This is a genomic window from Coleofasciculus sp. E1-EBD-02 (assembly GCF_040218245.1).
GTDB lineage: Bacteria > Cyanobacteriota > Cyanobacteriia > Cyanobacteriales > Coleofasciculaceae > Coleofasciculus.
On record NZ_JAVJQN010000066.1, the window covers coordinates 1 to 18,846 of the forward strand.

Below are 18,846 nucleotides of genomic sequence, written 5' to 3' on the forward strand. Positions count from 1 at the left end.
TGAAGGGAAAATCAACTGAACGGAAATCTAGCTTGTTCACTATCCTATACCAAAATAATAAACTTTGCCTTGAGTTTTTGATTAAGTTTTCATAAAGCGGGGAACTTTTCCCTGATTATCAGCAATAGGTCGTAAATGTTACAGTTTTAAACTTAACCCCCCTTAACCAAGCTGTCATGGATTAATTTGACTATTGTAGAGACGCGCCATGGCGCGTCTGGGGGGTTTAGTTACATCTGGGTGCAACCGAAAAGATAGTCGTGAAACCCGCCCCTACACAATTCACACATCAGCCTATCCTCCGTAAAATTACGGAGACGGTAAACTCCCCATGTCAGCCATTTGTCGTAGAACCCCGTAAGTCTCTGCTTAAAGATTTGATAAAGGTATTAAAAAATGGTTGATTTTCCTTAACATTTCCGTTTACCCTGCAAATAGGCATCTACTACAAACATCATGCAGGTTGGAAAAAAACTCACAGCCAAAGAACAACCCGACTGGATCTGTCCAGACATCAGTCCCCACTGGCAACTCAGCCAACAGGCGTCATCCAAACAGTATACTCTGCGATCGCGCCACGATAATCGTCAGTTTCCCTTATCTCCAGCCGAGGTTTACGCCCTCAGCCATTTCACCGGAAATTTCACGGTTACTCAACTTCAACAGCACTGTCAGAAAAAATATAATTCAGCAATTTCCCCTAATTTTGTCCTGGATTTATGGCAAAAACTGATTACACTTGGCATTCTCTCATCAGATGAATCCATTCCACCTAACCCACCCGTTAAAGCAGACAGAGAGCAAAACATAAACAATGGCAGAAAAATTCCCAACCCAACCCATTCTCAGCCACCGATAGACAATAAGATATTAGACACCGATAACACAGAACACCAGCCAAATTCTCCACCCCCCAATTCCCCCAAACTTCAACTCAAATCCTGCGTTCAATGGATTCCTCACTCCGATGGTTATTGGATATTACGCAATCCCGAAGATGTCACCTTTCTCCAAGTTGATTCTCACAGTAAAGCCGCCATCGAGCAACTGGGAAAACATCCCCCCGCCGATATCGCCAAACACAATAACCTCACCCTTGAACAACTCCGCTACCTCCTACAACTTCTCACCGCCACCGGGATGTTAGTCGGAACCAAACCCGCCAAACCTCCCAAACGTAAATTCACCCCACTCCAACTCCTCTTTTTCAAAGTTCCCCTATTTAATCCCGACGCTTGGTTAACTCAACATATCAATAAACTGCACTGGATTTGGACACGCCCAACCTGTCTCATCCTGTGCTTTTTTTTAGCCATTTCTCTATCTATTGGTTTATCTCAACGTCCCGAAATTCTCCTCACCGGACAACAATTAGTCGCAAATCAGGGCATTTCTCTCCTATTCCCCTTTGCCCTACTCGCCATGTTAGTTGTCACCCTACACGAACTTGGACATGCCTTTACCCTGAAACATTACAACGGCATTGTCCCCGAATTCGGGCTACTGTTCATGTTTTTAATGCCAGCCGCTTATACCAATACCACCGATTCCTATTGCCTCTCTCGATTTAAACGAATCTTAGTCGTCGGCGCAGGTATTATTTGTCAACTCATTATTGCTGCAATCGCCTTTTGGTTATGGCAATCCTCTGCCAATTGGTTAGCCACCGCCAGTTATCTGTTGATGGTAGCCGCACTCTTTACCATCGCCCTCAACCTCAATCCCCTGGCAAAATTTGACGGCTACTATCTCGCCGTCGCCCTCACCGGAATCAACAACCTCCGCACTCGTTCCTTCCAATTTTACGGAAACCTACTACGCCGAAAACCCAGCCCAGAACCCCGCCACAATCGCCTAATCCTCGCCACTTACGCCCCCTTCAGCCTCCTCTATATCCTCTTCGTCTTCGGTAGCCTCTTCACCCTAATCACCAATTGGACATTAACCAACATCCCCTTTTGGACAATTACCCTACTCACAATTTGGGCAATTTACTACTACTTCCCCCAAAAACCAGCCGAGGTGCAGAAAAACAAAAAAAACAACAAACACAAACCAACAAATCCCTCCAAACCCCTCTGCGAACCTCTGCGCTTCCCTCTGCGAACCTCTGCGTTTCAAAAAAATCCCCAACCCCTAACCCCCATGAACCCCTCCCAAAACTTACAACTCGCCCCCCCAACCAGCAAACCCCACCTTCCCCTAAAGCGAATCGCCATCCTCCTCACCATCGCCACCAGCGTAAGCCTAATCAGCCTCATCCCTACCTCCTTTGAAGTCGGGGGTTCCGTCGAACTCGAAACCCGCGAAGGCGCAAGAGCCATTGTTCGCACACCCATAGCGGGAGTCATTACAAAAATCTACGTCAAACCCGGAGAAACCGTCCAACCGGGACAAATTTTGGCACAATTATCCAGTCTAGAATTAGACCGAGAAATTGCCACCATCGAACAACAACTCGTCCAAGCCCATCAAGTCTTAGACACCGCCCAGAAACAACGCATCCGCGCCGAAGCCCAACTGGTAGAAGTCCAAGCGATAGCTGAAGCAATGATGACAAAAACCCGTCGAGAAAGCCTACGCGCAAAAGCCCTCACCCAAGGACAACTCACCCCCGAAATTCAAGTCTTAAACACCCAACGCCAACGCCTCCAAGAACGCATCCCCGAACTCCAGGAAAAACTACAACGCTATCACCAACTCTACGAACAAGGCGCGATTTCCCGCAACCGCCGCGATGAAGTCGAAAGTGAACTCCATAACATTGAAAGTAATCTAGTCGCCAAAACCCAAGAAATCGCCGCCGCCAAACAAAACCAAACCGATACCGCCCGTGACTTACAAACCGAAACCGCTTCCCAACTCGCCGCCATTGACGCCTCGGAAATGATTGCCACGGCACAATCCCAGATGCTAACTCAACAACAAGCGATCGCGACGCTAAAAAACCGCCTATCTGAACTAAAAACCCATAAACAAAATCTTACCCTACGGTCTCCCATCGCCGGGGTTATCCTCACCAATGATTTAGACTTGCGGCAAAATCAAGAACTCAAACCCACCGAAGACTTTCTCCTAGAAATCGCTGAACTCAGCAACCTCACCGCCACAGTAGACATTAAGGAAGAAGACTTAGAATATGTAGAAAACCATAAACCCGTTACCTTCCGTCCCCGCCAAGCTAAACTAAGACCGTACACCGCCACCGTACAACGAATTCTGCCTCAAATTCAGCACGAACCCTCCCAACCCCAGCCCATCGCCCAAGTCGAAATTGTTGTGGATAACAGCGATGGTAAACTCTATCCGGGAGCGACAGGATATGCCAAAATCTACTCAGAACGGATTCCTCTGTATCAACGTTTAGGGCGAGAACTGATGCGCTTAGTTCCCTTAGAGCGATTCCTGTGGCGAGAAACGGCAAAATAGATAGGGGTTGCTGCAGGGAGTTTTGTGGTGAGGGGAGGGAACAGGGAACAGTTTCACCTCACTGTCTCCGGCAGATTTTGCCTACACATCCAATACGTTACAATACAAGGTAATGAAAAGCCAAAGAGAGAATTATTCTAATGACAACGGAGACAATTTCTTTTCAAGTTTCTCAAGATATACTCGCCGCTTTAAAAGTGGGTTCACTGGAGCTAACCAATACCCTGCGCTTGTTAGCAGCAATCACCTATTTTCAGGAGAAAAAATTATCCTTGGGCAAAGCCGCAGAACTGGCTGGGATTAATCGCTTAGAATTTATGGATATTTTAGCAGCAAAAGGTATTATAATTTTTGATTATGATGAATCGGTTATAGAAAGCGAAATCCAAGGAATAAGTCACTTATAAAGCCAGACAATGATTATCAGCAATGCCACACCTTTAATTGCTTTTGCCAAAATAAATCAGTTATCTTTACTGCGACAAATAGTTGGCAATTTGACGATACCTGATGCTGTGGCTCAAGAACTATCAGACTATACTCAAAACAAAACTGGATTTATTGACTTAGAACAAGAGACTTGGATTACTATTCAGACGATTACCGCTAAAGAACAACTCGCTTTACTACTGCCTAGCCTGGATAGAGGAGAAGCAGAAGTGATTACTTTGGCATTAGAAAAAAAAGCTAACCTTGTTTTAATCGATGAGTTAACGGGTAGAAAGGTAGCAGAGTCGCTTAATCTTAACGTTTCCGGTTCGGTGGGAATTTTGATTAAAGCGAAGCAATTAGGAGAGATTGAAGCCGTTAAGCCGTTTTTAGATGCGATGCTCAAGCAGGGAATATATTTTAGTCAGAGGTTTATTGATGCCGTACTACAGTTAATGGGAGAAGCCTAAAAATGGGAGTAGGTTGGGTTTCCTGCGTCAACCCAACCGAATTAAGTAAGGATTTACACCTGATATTTTGATTAAATAATACACTTCCTCGTTAATATTGGTGGGTTACAGCGGATACTTCATTGAATGGTTATCGCTTCGGTTTAAATTTCGCCTAACCCACCCTACGTTTTTTCAATGTAGTGGTGTGGTACACCTAAGTAAGATGAATTTGAATTACATCCAGAAATTGTAGGGGCGCACTGACGTGCGCCCATCAAATGGACATATCTAATCCATAATTGTAGTTGTGTCGCACCAGTCAGTTGGCTTGACGACGTAAACCCCACAAAATCAAGGATTATTCTCTGACCTATTGATTCAATAATACACCTCCCCGTTAATAGTGGTGGGTTACGGCTGATTGTTCATTGAATGGTTATCGCTTCGGTTTAAATCCCGCCTAACCCACCCTACGTTTTTGAAATCCAAGCACCATTGTAGAGACGTTGAATGCAATGTCTCTACTCTTTTTTTTTGAGACAAAGGGGTTTTTATTTTGACTAATTTGTTATAACATCATTACAAGTAACTAATGCACCCAACCAAACACAAGGAGAAGAACCCAATGAAACCTTTATTCCCTCAATTCGACAAATCCCTGACCGCTGAAACCACTGCCCAGCAAACGTTAGCGGAATTTGGTGTTACCCAACTCCTCGATCGGATCAAGCACTACCGCGACATTGACTTCGATGCGTCGCAAATGCACCTAACCGATGCAGAAGTGAATGCGATCGCAAACCTATTTATCCAGGAGTTGACTCGCGACACAATCTTCGCCCGATAAACCAGCGGGAAAAATACATTATTGACCTCTATAGTTACTGTCAATTAGGGATGACGCCAAGGCAGTTTTATAGCAAATGGGATGTCACCTATGAACAACTGTCTCATATCTGTTCCCGTTCCCTGGGGACAGTGCAGTGTTGGTTTAAACGAGGTAAAGGATACTACACCCCTCAACCCGTAGATTTACGCCATCTGGCAATCCTGGACTTTTTGTTAGAGCATTTTGAAGAGTTACCCCAATCCCTGATCAAGTTGTTGTGTTCCTCTTAATCAGCTATTCGGCATTTAAACCTTAATGTCAAGAGTGGTAAAATCATTGTAGTGCGAGCATCTTGCTCGCTACATTAAATACTAAGTTTTGTAAACAAGCCTCAAACCCTTACTGTTCCCTGTTCCCTGTTCCCTGTTCCCTAATCTCCACCGCTAACTTTAATTGTGTCCACCTACTTATCATCATTTTGCTATTAGCGACTCAACGAGGGAAGAAAACTGACTAACTCAGGAAACGCGATAATTAAGACAACAATTAGCGCCTGAAGTAAAATAAATGGAATTGCCCCCCAATAAATCTCTGTCGTCTTCACCTCCGGTGGAGCGACACCCCGTAAGTAAAAGAGGGCAAAGCCAAAGGGTGGTGTGAGAAAAGACGTTTGTAAATTCGCCCCCAAAATAACCCCATACCAGACAAGATTTACATCCAGAGATTCCGCCACAGGAACAAACAAAGGAACGATAATAAAGGCGATTTCAAAAAAGTCAATAAAAAAACCTAAAATAAACACCGTTACCATACTCACTGCCAGAAAGCCAATTTGACCTCCGGGTAAATTGGCGAGAATATCAAACATAAACTGATCGCCCTCTAAACCGCGAAAGACTAAACTAAACGCCGTAGAACCCAGTAATATAAAAATCACCATGCTGGTAATTCGTAGCGTAGCGTCACAGGCTTGGCGTAACGATAGCCACGTTAACTTACGATTAGCCGCAGCGAGTACCATCGCGCCCACACAACCCACCGCCCCGGCTTCTGTTGGTGTGGCAAAGCCAAAAAAGATACTGCCTAAGACTAAAAGAATTAATAATAACGGTGGGAACATGGCAAACAGAACTCGACGTCCTAAAGCTTTCCCGCCAATGTCACGAACCTCAGCGGGTAAAGCAGGTGCAGCACTGGGTTTTAACCATGCCACAATCAGTACATGTACCGCAAAAGCTGTGGTCATTAATAACCCAGGAATTAAGGAACCAATAAATAAGTCCCCAACCGAAATTCCTAACTGATCTGCTAATACAACTAAAACCACACTCGGCGGAATAATCTGTCCCAACGTCCCCGATGCGGCGATTACCCCCGTTGCCAACCGTTTATCATAACCGTAGCGCAGCATAATCGGTAAGGAAATCAGTCCCATCGCCACTACAGTTGCAGCGACAACCCCAGTAGTAGCGGCTAATAGCGCCCCCACTAATACTACGGCTAAGGCAAGTCCCCCCCGCAAGCGCCCAAACAAAATCCCCATAGTTTCTAACAGGCGTTCAGCAATGCCAGATTTTTCCAGCATGGAACCCAAGAAGATAAAATAAGGGATTGCCAATAGGGTATAATTTGCCATGATCCCAAAAATACGCTGGGGCATGGCAGTCAGGAAGATGGGGTCAAAGACACCCAGACTCACACCAATAATCGCAAACGCGATCGCAACCCCTCCCAGAGAGAATGCCACAGGATAGCCCAGGGACAGAAATACCAACGCCCCGACAAACATCAGAGGACCTAACCAGTCATACTCCAGCATCATGATGTTCCTCCTGGGGTGTAAGATAGCCCGTGAAAATTGCCCAGTTTTTAATCGCTTGGGAAATCCCTTGCAGAATCAGGAGGACAAAGCTGACAATAATCATAGATTTGATCGGATAGCGGGGTAATCCCCCCGGATCAGGAGACATTTCCCGAATTGCCCAGGAATTGAGAATGGTTCCCCAGGAGAAATAAATCACCATTAAACAAAAGGGAATTAAGAATAACAGCGTCCCAATTAAATCAGCCAAGGACCTCCATTTCGGCGCCCAGCTTTTATGGAACACATCCACCCGCACATGTTCATCATGGCGCAGGGCGTAGGCTGCACCCAAAAGGAATACCAGGTCAAATAAATACCATTGACCTTCGATAAAGGCATTGGAACTGAGGTTTTGACCGACAAAATAGCCAATATAGCGTCCGGCAACATTCCATGTCCCGATCGCGATCATTAATAATACTAGCCAGTAGGTTAGGCGACCAACCCATTCGTTGAAGGCATCGATGAGTCGAGAAATCTGTAATAATTGCTGCAAGGCTTACGGCTTCTCCTGAAACACCAGATGTGTATTTTACCGCCACTGTTGCCAGGAATATAGCAAATTTTCGCCTTTCTTCAGACGGGGGACACCTCGACTTACCTCGACTTCGCTCGGTAACACGCTCGGTGTGTCAGATGGGGAAGATTGTGTAGGGGCGGGTTTCACGACTATCGTTTGAAATGGTGCGTTACGCTTTGCTAACGCACCCTACACCCGCCCCGACTTGACAAATGACAAATGACCAATGACCAATGACAAATCAATGCTCGGCGTAATTCGGAAAGTTGGTAAAATTAGAAACTGGTTGCCCCTAAACGAAAAGTGGTGGGTCAAATTTGACCTACTGCGGACATTAGTGCGCCGGGATTTGGAGGCACGGTATAAAGGTTCGGTATTGGGGAATTTGTGGCCCCTCCTCAATCAACTCTCGCAGTTGCTGATTTACACCTACGTGTTTTCCATTGTTCTGAAGGTGAAACTAAGTCTGAAGGGATTACCTGCGGATAACAATATTGCCTTTGGCTTATGGTTGTTTGCCGGGTTATTGCCGTGGATTGCCTTTACTGGCGGGTTAACCCAATCGGCGGGTTCAGTCGTCGGACAACCCAATTTGGTAAAAAAGGTGGTGTTTCCCTTGGCACTATTACCACTGGTTCCCGTATTATCGACATTTATTGAAAGTGCCTTGGGGTTAGCCGCATTGATTGTGTTAGTGGCGATATCCTCAGGAACATTACATCCCACGTTAGCGTTATTGCCTTTAGTGTGGTTAACTCAGTTGTTGTTAACTGCCGGATTAGGATATTTGGCAGCCGGATTAACCGTATTTTTGCGAGATATTCCCCAAACATTAGGGGTGATTTTAAATCTTTGGTTTTATATGACGCCGATTGTCTATCCCGCTTCAGTGATTCCAGAAAACTTACGGGATTGGGTATTTTGGTTGAATCCTCTGGCGGTAATTGCCCAGGTTTATCGGGATTTGGTATTAGTGGGTTCAGTGGAACATGGGTTAGAATGGGCAGTCGCGTTTTGCGTTTCTGGGGTTGTGTTTGGTGTGGGGGTTTGGTGTTATCAGAAATTACGTCCCGCGTTTGCCGATGTATTGTAGGGGCACGGCATTGCCGTGCCCTCTGTAGGGGTTTGGGGGTTTGGGTTGGCGTGTCAATTTTGATAGAATTGGCGCGATCGCGGCTAAATTGGTAATCGGTGAGGTATTACTAACAATAGTCAAAGATAACCCATCTCCCGCATCATTTCCACCTCAGCGTCCAATTCCGGCACATCATAATGCACAGGAATCTGACGACTTGCCAGCAGCTTTTGAAAGTGCAAACGGGGCAAATTTGCCAATCGACTAGCTTGCGCTAATGTCAAGCGTTCCTGCTGAAACAGCAAAATGGCAATTTCTTGTAACATCTCTACATCCGAGAGTTGGGCGATGTTCAAAACTTCATCGGGAATGACAACAGCCATCGGGTAAACTTTAGACTCGTTTACTTCTATTGTACAGACATTTGAGGCTAACTCTTTCATTAATGGACTTAGAGTTATCGGGATTGTTGGGATTATCGAGATTATTGAAATTATCGCGGTTGTAGGGGCGAGTCGCTGCATATCGTAGGTGGTGTAAGAATTAACCTATATCGACTCGCCCCTGTTTAAATGCGGTATTAGATCATTACCAATACCCAGCGGGGGGCGACCCGATCAAATTAGAGGTTAGGTAATGTTAATTGAATGCGGCGGGTCGCCCCTACCAGGGTTTAAAGGTATCTGATGCCCGATTTTTCCCCATATCTTATACCGGGCGACCCGATACAATTAGAGGTTAGGTAATGTTGATTGAATGCGGCGGGTCGCCCCTACCAGGGTTTAAAGGTATCTGATGCCCGATTTTTCCCCATATCTTATACCGGGCGACCCGATACAATTAGAGGTTAGGTGATGTTAATTGAATCTGGCGAGTCGCCCCTACCAGGGACAAATGGCGAAATTACCTACCAAATCCCCCGATTGCCGACACCGCCAGAATGAAGTAAGATTCAGCCTCAAGGTTAACTTGGACTAGGATTGATTAGCTTTAATTCGGTCTTATGTAACCAAACAATTAAACAATTTCTCAACTGGCACAACAATAAACGAATAGTCGATACGATTTTCCGCGTCTTTGGGTCATACCATTCCTGTGCAATTCCCAAAACTGTCCCGTTGTCCTTAAATTATCAGCCAATCGATTCCTATTCTTGAATAAATTGAATCCACCAAATTTTGATGAAGAAAGGGACTATGGAATCACCGTTTAACAACCAAATCCACAGTAACGCTTGGGTGTTTCAAACCTGGGCTTCTTTTATTATTTCCGTCTCGGCTATGAGTATCGGGATTTTATATCTACCCGTCGATAGTTGGACAAAAAGTTTTATGGGAATGGGATTAGCCTTCTCTGTTGGCTCAACCATTAGCCTTGCCAAAACTACCCGCGATATTCACGAATCAAAACGCATTATCTCCAGAGTGGATGAAGCAAGAATCGAAAAGTTGCTCAACGAAAACCATCCGCTTAAATAAGGGGAAGGCGTAGATTATTGGATTATTTCCAGTTCCAAATTAACCCGTACCGTAGGGGCGCACCGACGTGCGCCCTGCACCGACGTGCGCCCTGTGAACTACGTATTACTCCGTTATATAAGCACAGGCGCTACCTGTAGGGGCACGGCAATGCCGTGCCCCTACCATAAATGGCGTTTGTGTGTAAGGGCACGGCAATGCCGTGTCCCCACCATAAATGGCGTTTGTGCGTAAGTCCTGTTATATACACTGGGCTAACGATAGGCTAAAATTATCGTCGATGGGCGCACGCCGTGCGCCCCTACGAACGGAACTTTTGAATTTAGTCAGCCTCCAGCCAATAATAAAAACCCTCAATGACAATTAGCCATCGAGGATTTATACAGAAGAGACTGTAATACACAGCCTATTTTTTGGGGCTTGGTTTTGACTTATATTGTTTAAGCGCTTTCTTGCGCCGCATTTTGGTCGCCACGACAGCCGACTCAATCGGAAATCCAGCCACGGGAATAACCTGAAACTGTCGCTCGTCTTCTAGCTGCTTGAGTTCGGTGTAGTCTACCCAGTGGATGCAATTGACTGGACAGGTGTCAATCGCTTCTTGGATTAAGTCTTCTGGGTCACCATCTTGGCGAAAGGCACGCGCTCGCCCATGATCTGGCTCGATGTAAAATGTATTGTGAGCTGTATGGGCACAATGCTTACAGCCAATACAAGTAATTTCATCGACATAAACACCTTTCTGCCGCAGCTCACCACCGAGTTCGGGTTCTAAACCTGAACGCTCTGGTGCATCTCGGAAGACGCCGCCGAGTTCGGGTTCTAACCCTGAACGCTCTGGTGTCGGGGAGAAATCAGACATTACGCACTCCAGCGTTGGACAACTAAACGGATTGAACCGTCTTGATTATTTTCTTGTTGGGCAACTTGAAACCCTTGCTTGGCAGTTTCGTTCATTACCGTATGAAATGCATACCGTTGGGTGATTCGGTTGAGGAAACCCTCGACAGATAAAGGCTGTTGCCAGTATTGGAGGTCAGCAACTAGCTCGTATTCTTTGCCATTCCAGGCAAAACCCACATCGTAGTTGTTTTCTTGTTCGATAACGACTTCGGCGGTTCTAGATTGACCGCGATACCCACGCACTTGACTCGGACCAGCTTTCCAATCGACACCAAGGTCTGTTAACGCCGATTGTAAAGAGGTCAGGTTGCGGATTTGAGTTTTTATGTTGCTGAAATGTGACATTTTGGTTAAAGAAAGCTAATTGAACAAAAAAACTTACCAAGAGCTATAGGTCGCTTGAGCGGTTGCTGTTGCCGACTGCTGAGTCGGTTGGGTAAAGTATTCCGATGTTTGCTCCATCGAGACGACTTGCCCTAACTGAGCTTCAATGGCAGCAGTCACTTCCGCACAAGAGGCGCCAACGATACCCGTGACTTTCTCTTGCACTCGACCATCTGGATAAATGACAAATTCTAAGGTTTCCATCAGTTTGTTAACGGTTGGGTCAGTCCTCCAGTTCTTTGCTGTAACACCTAAGCGACAGCTTCTGAGCGTACACAACCAGCTATCTCGCCAGTTGAGCAATCTCTCGTTATTATTCGCATCATAGCGAATTAAACCGTAACAGAAATTAATACTTGATTAGTATCATACACTAATCTTTTGTTAAGTTTCGCGTATCTTGCCCTCCCAGTCAAGCGCCAGGATCGTCCAAATTGTGTTCTTAACAAAAAGATACATAGAGATGAGGCACAGGGAAGATGGGGGAACTGGGGAAGCAGAGGAAGCTGGGGAAGCAGAGGGAGCAGAGGGAGCGGGGGAAGTGGTGAGAGATAATGAAGGTTTGTGTGATTTAAGGTGTATCGCTATGAGTGAGACCCATAAGGCAAATTTGATGGATTCTACGTTAAACAAACCCATTCGAGTCGGTATTTTAGGCTTTGGCGGATTAGGACAAGCGGCGGCTAGAGTGCTGGCTGGTAAACGGGAGATGATTTGGGTCGCTGCTGCTGATAAGCAGGGCTGGGCTTATAATGCAACTGGGCTAGATCCCGATCGCGCGATCGCAACGTATCATAATCAAGGGTCACTGGGGTATCTCGAACCCGCAGGTACTCTCAGCAATAACACGATTGCTGATTTAATCGAAAATGCGGCAGTGGATGGCTATTTCCTTGCCCTACCTAATTTGCCGAATACGTTTATGGCATCAGTCGCCCGTCAGTTTATCCAATCAGGATGGCGGGGGGTACTTGTAGACGCCCTCAAACGCACCAGTGCGGTAGAACAGTTACTCGCCATGAAAGATGAACTCCAAGCCGCCGGAATCACCTACATGGCGGGATGTGGTGCTACACCAGGACTGTTAACCGCTGCGGCTGCGATCGCGGCTCAAAGCTATGCTGAAATACACAGCGTTAAAATTACCTTTGGTGTCGGTATTGCCAATTGGGAAGCCTATCGCGCCACGATTCGAGAAGATATTGCCCACCTTCCCGGCTACGATGTGGAACAGGCACGTCAGATGAGTGATGCGGATGTGGAAGCGCTTCTGGATCAAACCAATGGCATCCTCACCTTAGAGAATATGGAACATGCCGATGATATCATGTTGGAATTAGCGGGTATATGTTCGCGCGATCGCGTCACTGTAGGGGGCGTTGTTGATACCCGTAATCCCAAAAAACCCTTGAGTACGAATGTCCAGGTAACCGGACGCACCTTTGAGGGCAAAATCTCCACCCACACCTTTACCCTCGGCGACGAAACCAGTATGGCGGCTAATGTCTGTGGTCCAGCCTTTGGCTATCTCAAAGCAGGGATATCATTACATCAACGAGGTCTTTACGGTTTATTTACAGCGGCTGAAGTGATGCCCCACTTTGTTCGATAGTCATTGGTCATTGGTCATTGGTCATTGGTCATTGGTCATTGGTCATTTGTCATTTGTCATTTGTCATTTGTCATTTGTCATTGGTCATTTGTCGAAGAATTTTTGCACTCCGTTGAGGCGGGTTTAGTGAGATTAGGGCGAAAACCAAACATTACATTAATGGTAAAACCCTCCCCTACACACAGGGCGGGTTTTGCAGCCCAGCTAGGGATAACAACCAATATTAGTCCCTAAACCTGCCCCTACTCTTCCCTATCTTCCCCATCTCCCCTATCTTCCCTGTACTAAGCAGGTGGACGTTCCGTAGAGAAGCTTTCTGATTTTTCCTCTTCCGTCACATAATCTGGACTTTGCATGACAAACGGTAAACAAGCACCCGATAACCCCTGTTGAATCCGTTGGGGTGTTTCCGGGAAGATGACAAATAAGGGATAAATCCGGTCAACGCCTTCACTGAGAATATGTTGATGGCGGGGGGGCATTAGCCACTCATAGTCTTTATCGAGCAACACTTGCGTCTGACGCCAACGACTCAATAAATCCGAAAAATCTTCATGAGGGCGATGAATGAAAATGATAATTTCCACCCCCATTTTTATTTTCCATTCTGGGTCACACATTAACATGGCAACATCACAGGGTAAGCCAACCGTTCCATTCAAGCTGGTTAGATTAGAATGTCCTGTTGATGATTGAAGATGGCGTAGGCGCACAATGGGTAGAGGAATCGTGATCACACTTTCTGAGGGGCGGCGCATACTCGGAATCATTTCCAAGTAAGGTCGATGTTGTTTCAGCAGCGCCAACGCCCCCTCATGGTGGCTATATTCGGCTAAACTTGTTTCGTAATTAGATGGCTTAACTGGCATTTTTAAATAAGTGGTAACGTCTTATGGACTAGTTTAAATACTATTCACGAACCGTAGTGGAGAATCAGTAGAGGTTGCTCAGGTTGTTAGTACCGATCCCTGGGAATTCACGCATTCAAAATGCTTACCTTATAGGCGTTTCAGTAATGCGTGCAAGGATAGTTTTTTTCCGTCATACTGTACGAGTAGCTGAATCAACGCGGCAAATCCTCTACCATCAAACGGTTATAGGCATGGACGCCCCATATCCTGGAAATGCTGCCCAATTTAACCCAACGTTTCAAACACTTTAAACATGGGCAGATACATAGAGACCAGAATTGTACCAACCATTCCCCCGATGACAATAATCATCACAGGCTCTAAAATACTGGTCAACGCTTTTACCGTTTGCTCAACTTCATCTTCATAGAAATCGGCAACCTTCATCAGCATTGAATCCAATTCCCCAGTTTCTTCACCAACACTAATCATCTGAATAGCTAGACCGGGGAAAACTTGCTCATTTTGCATGGCAACACTGATCAAACCCCCTTGCTGAATTTCCTGCTTGGTCGCTTCCACCGCGTTAGCAATCACTTGGTTTCCTGAGGTATCCCGAACAATGTCTAAGGCATTAAGAATGGGAACTCCGGAACGAGTTAACGTACCGAAGACGCGGCAAAACCGGGCGACTGATGATTTTTCATTCAGTTCACCAAACAGAGGTACTTTCAATAGGAGTGCATCGATTTGCAGGCGACCGGGTGGGGTTTTGTAGTACTGCTTGATGGCAACTGTGGTAACGATGATCACCCCAACTGGAATCAGAGCGTACCAGCTTCTGAGAACACCACTCAACCAGAGCATAAAGGCAGTCAGGGCTGGTAATGTTCCGCCGATTTCTTCAAAAATCCCGGCAAAGATAGGGATGAGAAAAATGGTCATTCCCAAAAACACCAGTACAGCAAAGCCACCAACCACCAGAGGATAAGTCATTGCCGACTTAATCTGGTTTTGCAGCCGCGCCATATCTTCCAGCAGCTTGGCTAATCGGTTGAGAACTTCATCTAGGACACCCCCAACCTCCCCCGCTTGCACCATACTGACATAGAGTTGGTCGAAACAGGCGGGATGTTCTCGCATGGCATCTGAGAGACTGGTTCCCTGCTGAACTTCACTACTGATTACTGTCAGTGATTTTTTCAGCTTAGGATTGTCACATTGATCCGATAAGATACCCAGACAACGCACGATGGCGACTCCAGCATTAACCATTACCGCAAATTGCCGGGAAAAAACGGCTCGGTCTTTGACACTGACGCTCGTCATTTTTTCCTGGAGTGCGTCTAAATTTAGGTCTTCCAGGCTAAACGCTTTCTGAATACTGCCGACAGTGGGATATTGATTTTGCAAGTGGGCGCGGGCTTGATCCGTAGAAAGAGCTTGAACTTTCTCTTTTTTGGCGTTTCCTTTGGAATCCCGAACCTCAGCAATAAAGGTAGGCATAGCTTGCGTCTGAATGAAAAAAGGATTGAAGGAAAGGGTTAGTTGTCCGGTGATATTTTTTGCAGTTCACGAGAGAACTAACCCCGATAACTTAACGAGTCTTAGCACCAACTTTGCCGCCTTTGGCACCAGCACCAGCCATTCCAGCAGCACCGCCGAGAATACGCTGTAACTCGTCAGGCTTGGAACTCTTGGACACGGCTGTTTCAAAGGAAATCGTGCCTTGTTTGACTAAATTGGCTAATGTCTGTTCCATGGTGATCATGCCCATTTTCATCCCGGTTTGAATGGCGGAATACATTTGGGACACTTTCCCTTCACGGATCAAGTTAGAGATAGCCGGGGTGACAATCATAATTTCCTGTGCCATTGCCCGACCAAACTCACCAGGTTTCGGGTTTTTCTTGGGTACCAAGGTTTGACTGAAGACGGCGACCAAGGAGTTCGAGAGCTGAGCTTGGACTTGAGCTTGTTGTTCAGGAGGAAACACGTCCAGCATCCGGTTCACGGTTTGAGAGGCGGAACTGGTGTGCAAGGTTCCCATGACCAAGTGACCCGTTTCTGCAGCTGAAATCGCCAGTGAAATGGTTTCCAAGTCCCGCATCTCGCCGACCAGAATCACATCCGGGTCTTCCCGTAAGGCGGCTTTGAGCGCATTGGCAAAGCTTTTGGTATCTTCACCTTTTTGACGTTGGTGAACTAAGCTTTTAATGTTGGGAAAAACGTATTCCACCGGGTCTTCGACGGTGAGAATATGTTCAGGTCGGGTGCGATTAATTAAATCAATCATTGCCGCCAGTGTGGTGGTTTTTCCTGAACCCGTTGGTCCGGTCACCAGTACTAACCCCCGAGGGCGTTCGCTCATTTCCCGGACAATATCCGGCAGACCTAACATATCAAAGTTGGGAATCTTGGAGGACAAGGCTCGCAAGCAGGCGGCGTAGTAGCCGCGCTCCTTATAAACATTGACTCGGAAGCGAGCCAATCCCTTCACCCCATAAGAGCAATCCAATTCCCAGTTCTGCTCCAATTCCTTGCGTTGACTATTATTGAGCATACTGAAAATCAGCTTCTGACATTCTTGGGGATTCAGTGGGTCTTCCCCAAAGGGTTGGAGTTTACCACTAATGCGGAAATAGACCGGTGCCCCAGCTTGAATATGCATATCTGAGCCACCCATTTCAACGAGCTGCTCCATCAAGTCTTCAATCATTAAATCCATTGGCATGGCATTGTCTCCCAATCAGAATCAGTTGTTGCTTTTTAGTGTTTTTGGCTTAATCAATTATTGTTGGAGGTTGAAGCCAACAACAATTCAGGAATACCGCAGAACTTAGTCCCGGAAACGTGGGGTCATACAGTACGGACAGTCTAACCACTCCTGTTCTAACCCAGCGCCGCAAGTGCTACAGGAGAGGGATTGCTTACGTTTGGCTTTCATTTCTGCCTCAAGACCGGAATCAGTAAACGTTACCCGTTCAACTTCTTCCAACGTGGTATGACCGTCCTGCACCAGGTTTAAACTGTAGGATAATAGGGTTTTCATCCCTTCTTCAACCGCTGCTTCTTTGATCCGTTCGGTAGGCGCTCCTTCATTGATTAGGAGTTGCAGTCGTTCGGTGTTCCGCATGACTTCATACACACCTACTCGTCCTTTGTACCCAATCCCATTACATTTTTGACAGAGTGTGCCTTTGGCACGAGCGTCGGCAATTTCATCGGGTTGTAGGGTATTGGCTTTATAAAACGTGACTTCCCCTTCACTGGAAGCCGCCAAACCAAATCGAGCCAGTTCAGCAGCAGTAGGTTGGTAAGGTGTGCGACACTCCGTACAAACCCGCCGCATTAGGCGCTGGGCTAGCACTCCTAGAAGCGCACCTGATACCATGAACGGTTCAACTCCCATTTCATCCAGGCGGGGAATGGCGCCAGCCGCGTCGTTGGTATGCAGCGTGGTTAAGACTAAGTGTCCGGTGAGCGCCGCTTCAATCGCGGTTTTCGCCGTTTCCTTATCTCGCGTCTCACCCACCAGAATTACATCGGGATCTTGCCGTAGAAATGAGCGCAGAATCGAGGCAAAGTCCATGTTTTTTTCTCGCAGTACCTGTACCTGGGTAATACCGGGTAAGGAATATTCAATCGGATCTTCTGCGGTGCTGATATTGACTCCTGGGTCATTGCGCTCAGCCAGCATAGAATATAGGGTTGTGGATTTACCCGAACCAGTAGGACCCGTGACCAAGATCAGCCCAAAGGGTCGTGCTGTCATTTCCCTGACAATTTCTAAGCTTTCTGGGTCGGTGATCAGAATATCCAAACCCAACTGGGTGCTAGAGTTATCTAAAATCCGCAGGACAATCTTCTCACCATAGCGGCTAGGTAAGGTACTGACCCGGAAGTCAACCTTGCGCCCTTGGAACATGCGCCGAATTCTGCCATCTTGGGGCAATCGGCGTTCAGCGATGTCCAAATCTGACATAATTTTGAAGCGGGCAGCAACGGCATTTTTGATTGTTTTAGGTAAGTTCTCAAAGGCTTGCCGCAGTACGCCGTCTTTGCGGAAGCGAACCCGCAAGTATTCTTCTTGGGGTTCGATGTGAATGTCTGAAACGTCTTCTTGTAGGGCTTTGGCGAGGATTTTATTCACCAAGTTAATTACCGGGGCACCACCGGCGTCACCCGCGACTTTCGATATGTCTTCTTCCGTTTCCTCTGGTGCATCAGACAGCGTTAAATTATCAAGATCCTGACTGATGTTTGTCTGCTTGGCGGCTTCCTGTTCCTTCTCTTGTGCCAGTTTTTTATCCCGATATTGATTAATCAGATGCTGATAATCTTCCTGGGTAATCACCATCCGCCGTAGATCAATCCCGTGAGGGCGCAAAATCCGGTTTAGATCATCTTGGGCGTCAAGGTTATCCGGATCAACCATTGCTACCAGAAGCGATGGGGGTTGACCATCATTTTTGGATAACGGCACTAAACGATAGCGACTACAGATATCAATAGGAATTAGGCGTTCGATGAGTTCCTTGACTTGGTGACCAGAAATATCACCAAGTTCCGGATCAAGAGATTCAACACCGTAAAGTATTTTGAGTTCAAACAGTTGCTGTTTCTTGTACTGACGGATTAAGTCGGGTGGCAACTGACGCCCGGTAATTGATTCAACGACATCGGTTAGAGGTCGTCCTGACTTACGGCTTTCCGCCAATGCCTGCCGCATTTGAGAGTCATCAACGTAACCTGATTGAACCAGTTTATTTCCAAAGGGCGAAAAATCGTTTTTGACAACAAGGGCACGTCTTGCTGATGATGATGGGGATTGAGTCATAGTGGGTGAGACTATCTCCTTAGTTACAGAATTCCTAAAAGTTTTAGCGTTTGTCGTACTGGAGGAAGCGACAACGGTAACCCCATTGCCTTGCCGCCAATTTGAATAAAAGGGCTTGACGGATCTCAGAATGGCTCCCTTCTCACTGGGTTTAGATCAGAGTACCCATGCTGGGAAACA

19 protein-coding genes are annotated in these 18,846 nt (G+C 46.5%); 9 read left to right on the forward strand and 10 right to left on the reverse strand.

Annotated elements, in window-relative coordinates:
- Positions 1 to 456: 456 nt before the first annotated feature.
- The 5 genes from RIC07_RS10950 to RIC07_RS10970 all read left to right on the forward strand — a co-directional run bounded on the left by RIC07_RS10950 (position 457) and on the right by RIC07_RS10970 (position 5,429).
- The gene (locus RIC07_RS10950) at positions 457 to 3,429 is read left to right on the forward strand and encodes an efflux RND transporter periplasmic adaptor subunit (RefSeq protein ID WP_446394547.1); all 2,973 of its coding nucleotides are present in this window, start codon (positions 457 to 459) and stop codon (positions 3,427 to 3,429) included.
- Positions 3,430 to 3,569: 140 nt separating this feature from the next.
- On the forward strand, positions 3,570 to 3,836 hold the full coding sequence (locus RIC07_RS10955; RefSeq protein WP_446394548.1) for a UPF0175 family protein: 267 nt from the start codon (positions 3,570 to 3,572) through the stop codon (positions 3,834 to 3,836).
- A 9-nt stretch (positions 3,837 to 3,845) separates the two neighbouring features.
- Positions 3,846 to 4,328, forward strand: coding sequence for a DUF3368 domain-containing protein (locus RIC07_RS10960; RefSeq protein WP_446394549.1), 483 nt, complete (start codon positions 3,846 to 3,848; stop codon positions 4,326 to 4,328).
- 607 nt (positions 4,329 to 4,935) lie between these two features.
- Positions 4,936 to 5,157, forward strand: a complete 222-nt coding sequence (locus RIC07_RS10965) for a hypothetical protein (RefSeq protein WP_446394550.1) — start codon at positions 4,936 to 4,938, stop codon at positions 5,155 to 5,157.
- Positions 5,158 to 5,207: 50 nt separating this feature from the next.
- Positions 5,208 to 5,429: a helix-turn-helix domain-containing protein gene (locus RIC07_RS10970; protein ID WP_446394551.1), complete on the forward strand. Its 222-nt coding sequence runs from the start codon at positions 5,208 to 5,210 to the stop codon at positions 5,427 to 5,429.
- Positions 5,430 to 5,623: 194 nt separating this feature from the next.
- Here RIC07_RS10970 and RIC07_RS10975 read toward each other — a convergent pair whose 3' ends face one another.
- Both RIC07_RS10975 and RIC07_RS10980 read right to left on the reverse strand, forming a co-directional pair.
- Positions 5,624 to 6,961, reverse strand: coding sequence for a TRAP transporter large permease (locus tag RIC07_RS10975; protein ID WP_446394552.1), 1,338 nt, complete (start codon positions 6,959 to 6,961; stop codon positions 5,624 to 5,626).
- Complete coding sequence (locus tag RIC07_RS10980) at positions 6,945 to 7,499, reverse strand: TRAP transporter small permease subunit (protein WP_446380228.1); 555 nt, start codon at positions 7,497 to 7,499, stop codon at positions 6,945 to 6,947. Before RIC07_RS10980 ends, RIC07_RS10975 begins: the two co-directional genes overlap by 17 nt.
- 268 nt (positions 7,500 to 7,767) lie before the next feature.
- Between RIC07_RS10980 and RIC07_RS10985 the strand changes: the two genes are divergently transcribed.
- On the forward strand, positions 7,768 to 8,616 hold the full coding sequence (locus RIC07_RS10985; protein ID WP_446394607.1) for an ABC transporter permease: 849 nt from the start codon (positions 7,768 to 7,770) through the stop codon (positions 8,614 to 8,616).
- 119 nt (positions 8,617 to 8,735) lie between these two features.
- On the opposite strand, the gene RIC07_RS10990 is transcribed toward RIC07_RS10985, so the two are convergent.
- Positions 8,736 to 8,981, reverse strand: coding sequence for a UPF0175 family protein (locus RIC07_RS10990; protein ID WP_446394553.1), 246 nt, complete (start codon positions 8,979 to 8,981; stop codon positions 8,736 to 8,738).
- Positions 8,982 to 9,794: 813 nt separating this feature from the next.
- On the opposite strand from RIC07_RS10990, the gene RIC07_RS10995 reads away from it, so the two are divergent.
- Positions 9,795 to 10,076, forward strand: coding sequence for a YiaA/YiaB family inner membrane protein (locus tag RIC07_RS10995; RefSeq protein WP_446394554.1), 282 nt, complete (start codon positions 9,795 to 9,797; stop codon positions 10,074 to 10,076).
- A 406-nt stretch (positions 10,077 to 10,482) separates the two neighbouring features.
- Here RIC07_RS10995 and RIC07_RS11000 read toward each other — a convergent pair whose 3' ends face one another.
- From RIC07_RS11000 to RIC07_RS11010, 3 genes are read right to left on the reverse strand one after another with little or no spacing between them, the layout of a single operon-like run.
- A complete protein-coding gene (locus tag RIC07_RS11000; protein WP_446394555.1) occupies positions 10,483 to 10,938 on the reverse strand; it encodes a ferredoxin in 456 nt (151 codons plus the stop codon).
- Positions 10,938 to 11,324, reverse strand: coding sequence for a DUF1257 domain-containing protein (locus RIC07_RS11005; RefSeq protein WP_446394556.1), 387 nt, complete (start codon positions 11,322 to 11,324; stop codon positions 10,938 to 10,940). Before RIC07_RS11005 ends, RIC07_RS11000 begins: the two co-directional genes overlap by 1 nt.
- 33 nt (positions 11,325 to 11,357) lie before the next feature.
- Positions 11,358 to 11,567 (reverse strand): DUF2997 domain-containing protein, encoded by a 210-nt coding sequence (locus RIC07_RS11010; protein WP_006102996.1) that lies wholly within the window; start codon positions 11,565 to 11,567, stop codon positions 11,358 to 11,360.
- A 382-nt stretch (positions 11,568 to 11,949) separates the two neighbouring features.
- On the opposite strand from RIC07_RS11010, the gene bioU reads away from it, so the two are divergent.
- Together bioU and RIC07_RS11020 are read left to right on the forward strand one after the other, a co-directional pair.
- On the forward strand, positions 11,950 to 12,975 hold the full coding sequence (gene bioU, locus RIC07_RS11015; RefSeq protein ID WP_446394608.1) for a (S)-8-amino-7-oxononanoate synthase BioU: 1,026 nt from the start codon (positions 11,950 to 11,952) through the stop codon (positions 12,973 to 12,975).
- Between the two features lie 3 nt (positions 12,976 to 12,978).
- Positions 12,979 to 13,209, forward strand: coding sequence for a hypothetical protein (locus tag RIC07_RS11020; protein WP_446394557.1), 231 nt, complete (start codon positions 12,979 to 12,981; stop codon positions 13,207 to 13,209).
- Positions 13,210 to 13,259: 50 nt separating this feature from the next.
- Here RIC07_RS11020 and RIC07_RS11025 read toward each other — a convergent pair whose 3' ends face one another.
- The 4 genes from RIC07_RS11025 to RIC07_RS11040 all read right to left on the reverse strand — a co-directional run bounded on the left by RIC07_RS11025 (position 13,260) and on the right by RIC07_RS11040 (position 18,666).
- Positions 13,260 to 13,844 carry a hypothetical protein gene (locus RIC07_RS11025; RefSeq protein WP_446380202.1) on the reverse strand — a complete coding sequence of 195 codons (585 nt, stop codon included), beginning with the start codon at positions 13,842 to 13,844 and terminating at the stop codon, positions 13,260 to 13,262.
- A 267-nt stretch (positions 13,845 to 14,111) separates the two neighbouring features.
- Entirely contained in the window at positions 14,112 to 15,332 is a 1,221-nt protein-coding gene (locus tag RIC07_RS11030; protein ID WP_446394558.1) for a type II secretion system F family protein, read from the reverse strand.
- A 91-nt stretch (positions 15,333 to 15,423) separates the two neighbouring features.
- Positions 15,424 to 16,554: a type IV pilus twitching motility protein PilT gene (locus RIC07_RS11035; RefSeq protein ID WP_446348308.1), complete on the reverse strand. Its 1,131-nt coding sequence runs from the start codon at positions 16,552 to 16,554 to the stop codon at positions 15,424 to 15,426.
- Positions 16,555 to 16,665: 111 nt separating this feature from the next.
- Complete coding sequence (locus tag RIC07_RS11040) at positions 16,666 to 18,666, reverse strand: GspE/PulE family protein (protein ID WP_446394559.1); 2,001 nt, start codon at positions 18,664 to 18,666, stop codon at positions 16,666 to 16,668.
- Between the last annotated feature and the right edge of the window lie 180 nt (positions 18,667 to 18,846).

Bases quoted from the DNA above. Each gene is read 5' to 3' on its own strand.
- RIC07_RS10995 (WP_446394554.1), top strand. From the start codon at position 9,795: ATGGAATCACCGTTTAACAACCAAATCCACAGTAACGCTTGGGTGTTT.
- bioU (WP_446394608.1), top strand. From the start codon at position 11,950: ATGAGTGAGACCCATAAGGCAAATTTGATGGATTCTACGTTAAACAAA.
- RIC07_RS10990 (WP_446394553.1), bottom strand. From the start codon at position 8,981: ATGGCTGTTGTCATTCCCGATGAAGTTTTGAACATCGCCCAACTCTCG.
- RIC07_RS10955 (WP_446394548.1), top strand. From the start codon at position 3,570: ATGACAACGGAGACAATTTCTTTTCAAGTTTCTCAAGATATACTCGCC.
- RIC07_RS11040 (WP_446394559.1), bottom strand. From the start codon at position 18,666: ATGACTCAATCCCCATCATCATCAGCAAGACGTGCCCTTGTTGTCAAA.
- RIC07_RS11035 (WP_446348308.1), bottom strand. From the start codon at position 16,554: ATGGATTTAATGATTGAAGACTTGATGGAGCAGCTCGTTGAAATGGGT.
- RIC07_RS10975 (WP_446394552.1), bottom strand. From the start codon at position 6,961: ATGATGCTGGAGTATGACTGGTTAGGTCCTCTGATGTTTGTCGGGGCG.
- RIC07_RS11000 (WP_446394555.1), bottom strand. From the start codon at position 10,938: ATGTCTGATTTCTCCCCGACACCAGAGCGTTCAGGGTTAGAACCCGAA.
- RIC07_RS10950 (WP_446394547.1), top strand. From the start codon at position 457: ATGCAGGTTGGAAAAAAACTCACAGCCAAAGAACAACCCGACTGGATC.
- RIC07_RS11010 (WP_006102996.1), bottom strand. From the start codon at position 11,567: ATGGAAACCTTAGAATTTGTCATTTATCCAGATGGTCGAGTGCAAGAG.
- RIC07_RS10965 (WP_446394550.1), top strand. From the start codon at position 4,936: ATGAAACCTTTATTCCCTCAATTCGACAAATCCCTGACCGCTGAAACC.
- RIC07_RS10960 (WP_446394549.1), top strand. From the start codon at position 3,846: ATGATTATCAGCAATGCCACACCTTTAATTGCTTTTGCCAAAATAAAT.
- RIC07_RS11030 (WP_446394558.1), bottom strand. From the start codon at position 15,332: ATGCCTACCTTTATTGCTGAGGTTCGGGATTCCAAAGGAAACGCCAAA.
- RIC07_RS11005 (WP_446394556.1), bottom strand. From the start codon at position 11,324: ATGTCACATTTCAGCAACATAAAAACTCAAATCCGCAACCTGACCTCT.
- RIC07_RS10970 (WP_446394551.1), top strand. From the start codon at position 5,208: ATGACGCCAAGGCAGTTTTATAGCAAATGGGATGTCACCTATGAACAA.
- RIC07_RS11025 (WP_446380202.1), bottom strand. From the start codon at position 13,844: ATGCCAGTTAAGCCATCTAATTACGAAACAAGTTTAGCCGAATATAGC.
- RIC07_RS10985 (WP_446394607.1), top strand. From the start codon at position 7,768: ATGCTCGGCGTAATTCGGAAAGTTGGTAAAATTAGAAACTGGTTGCCC.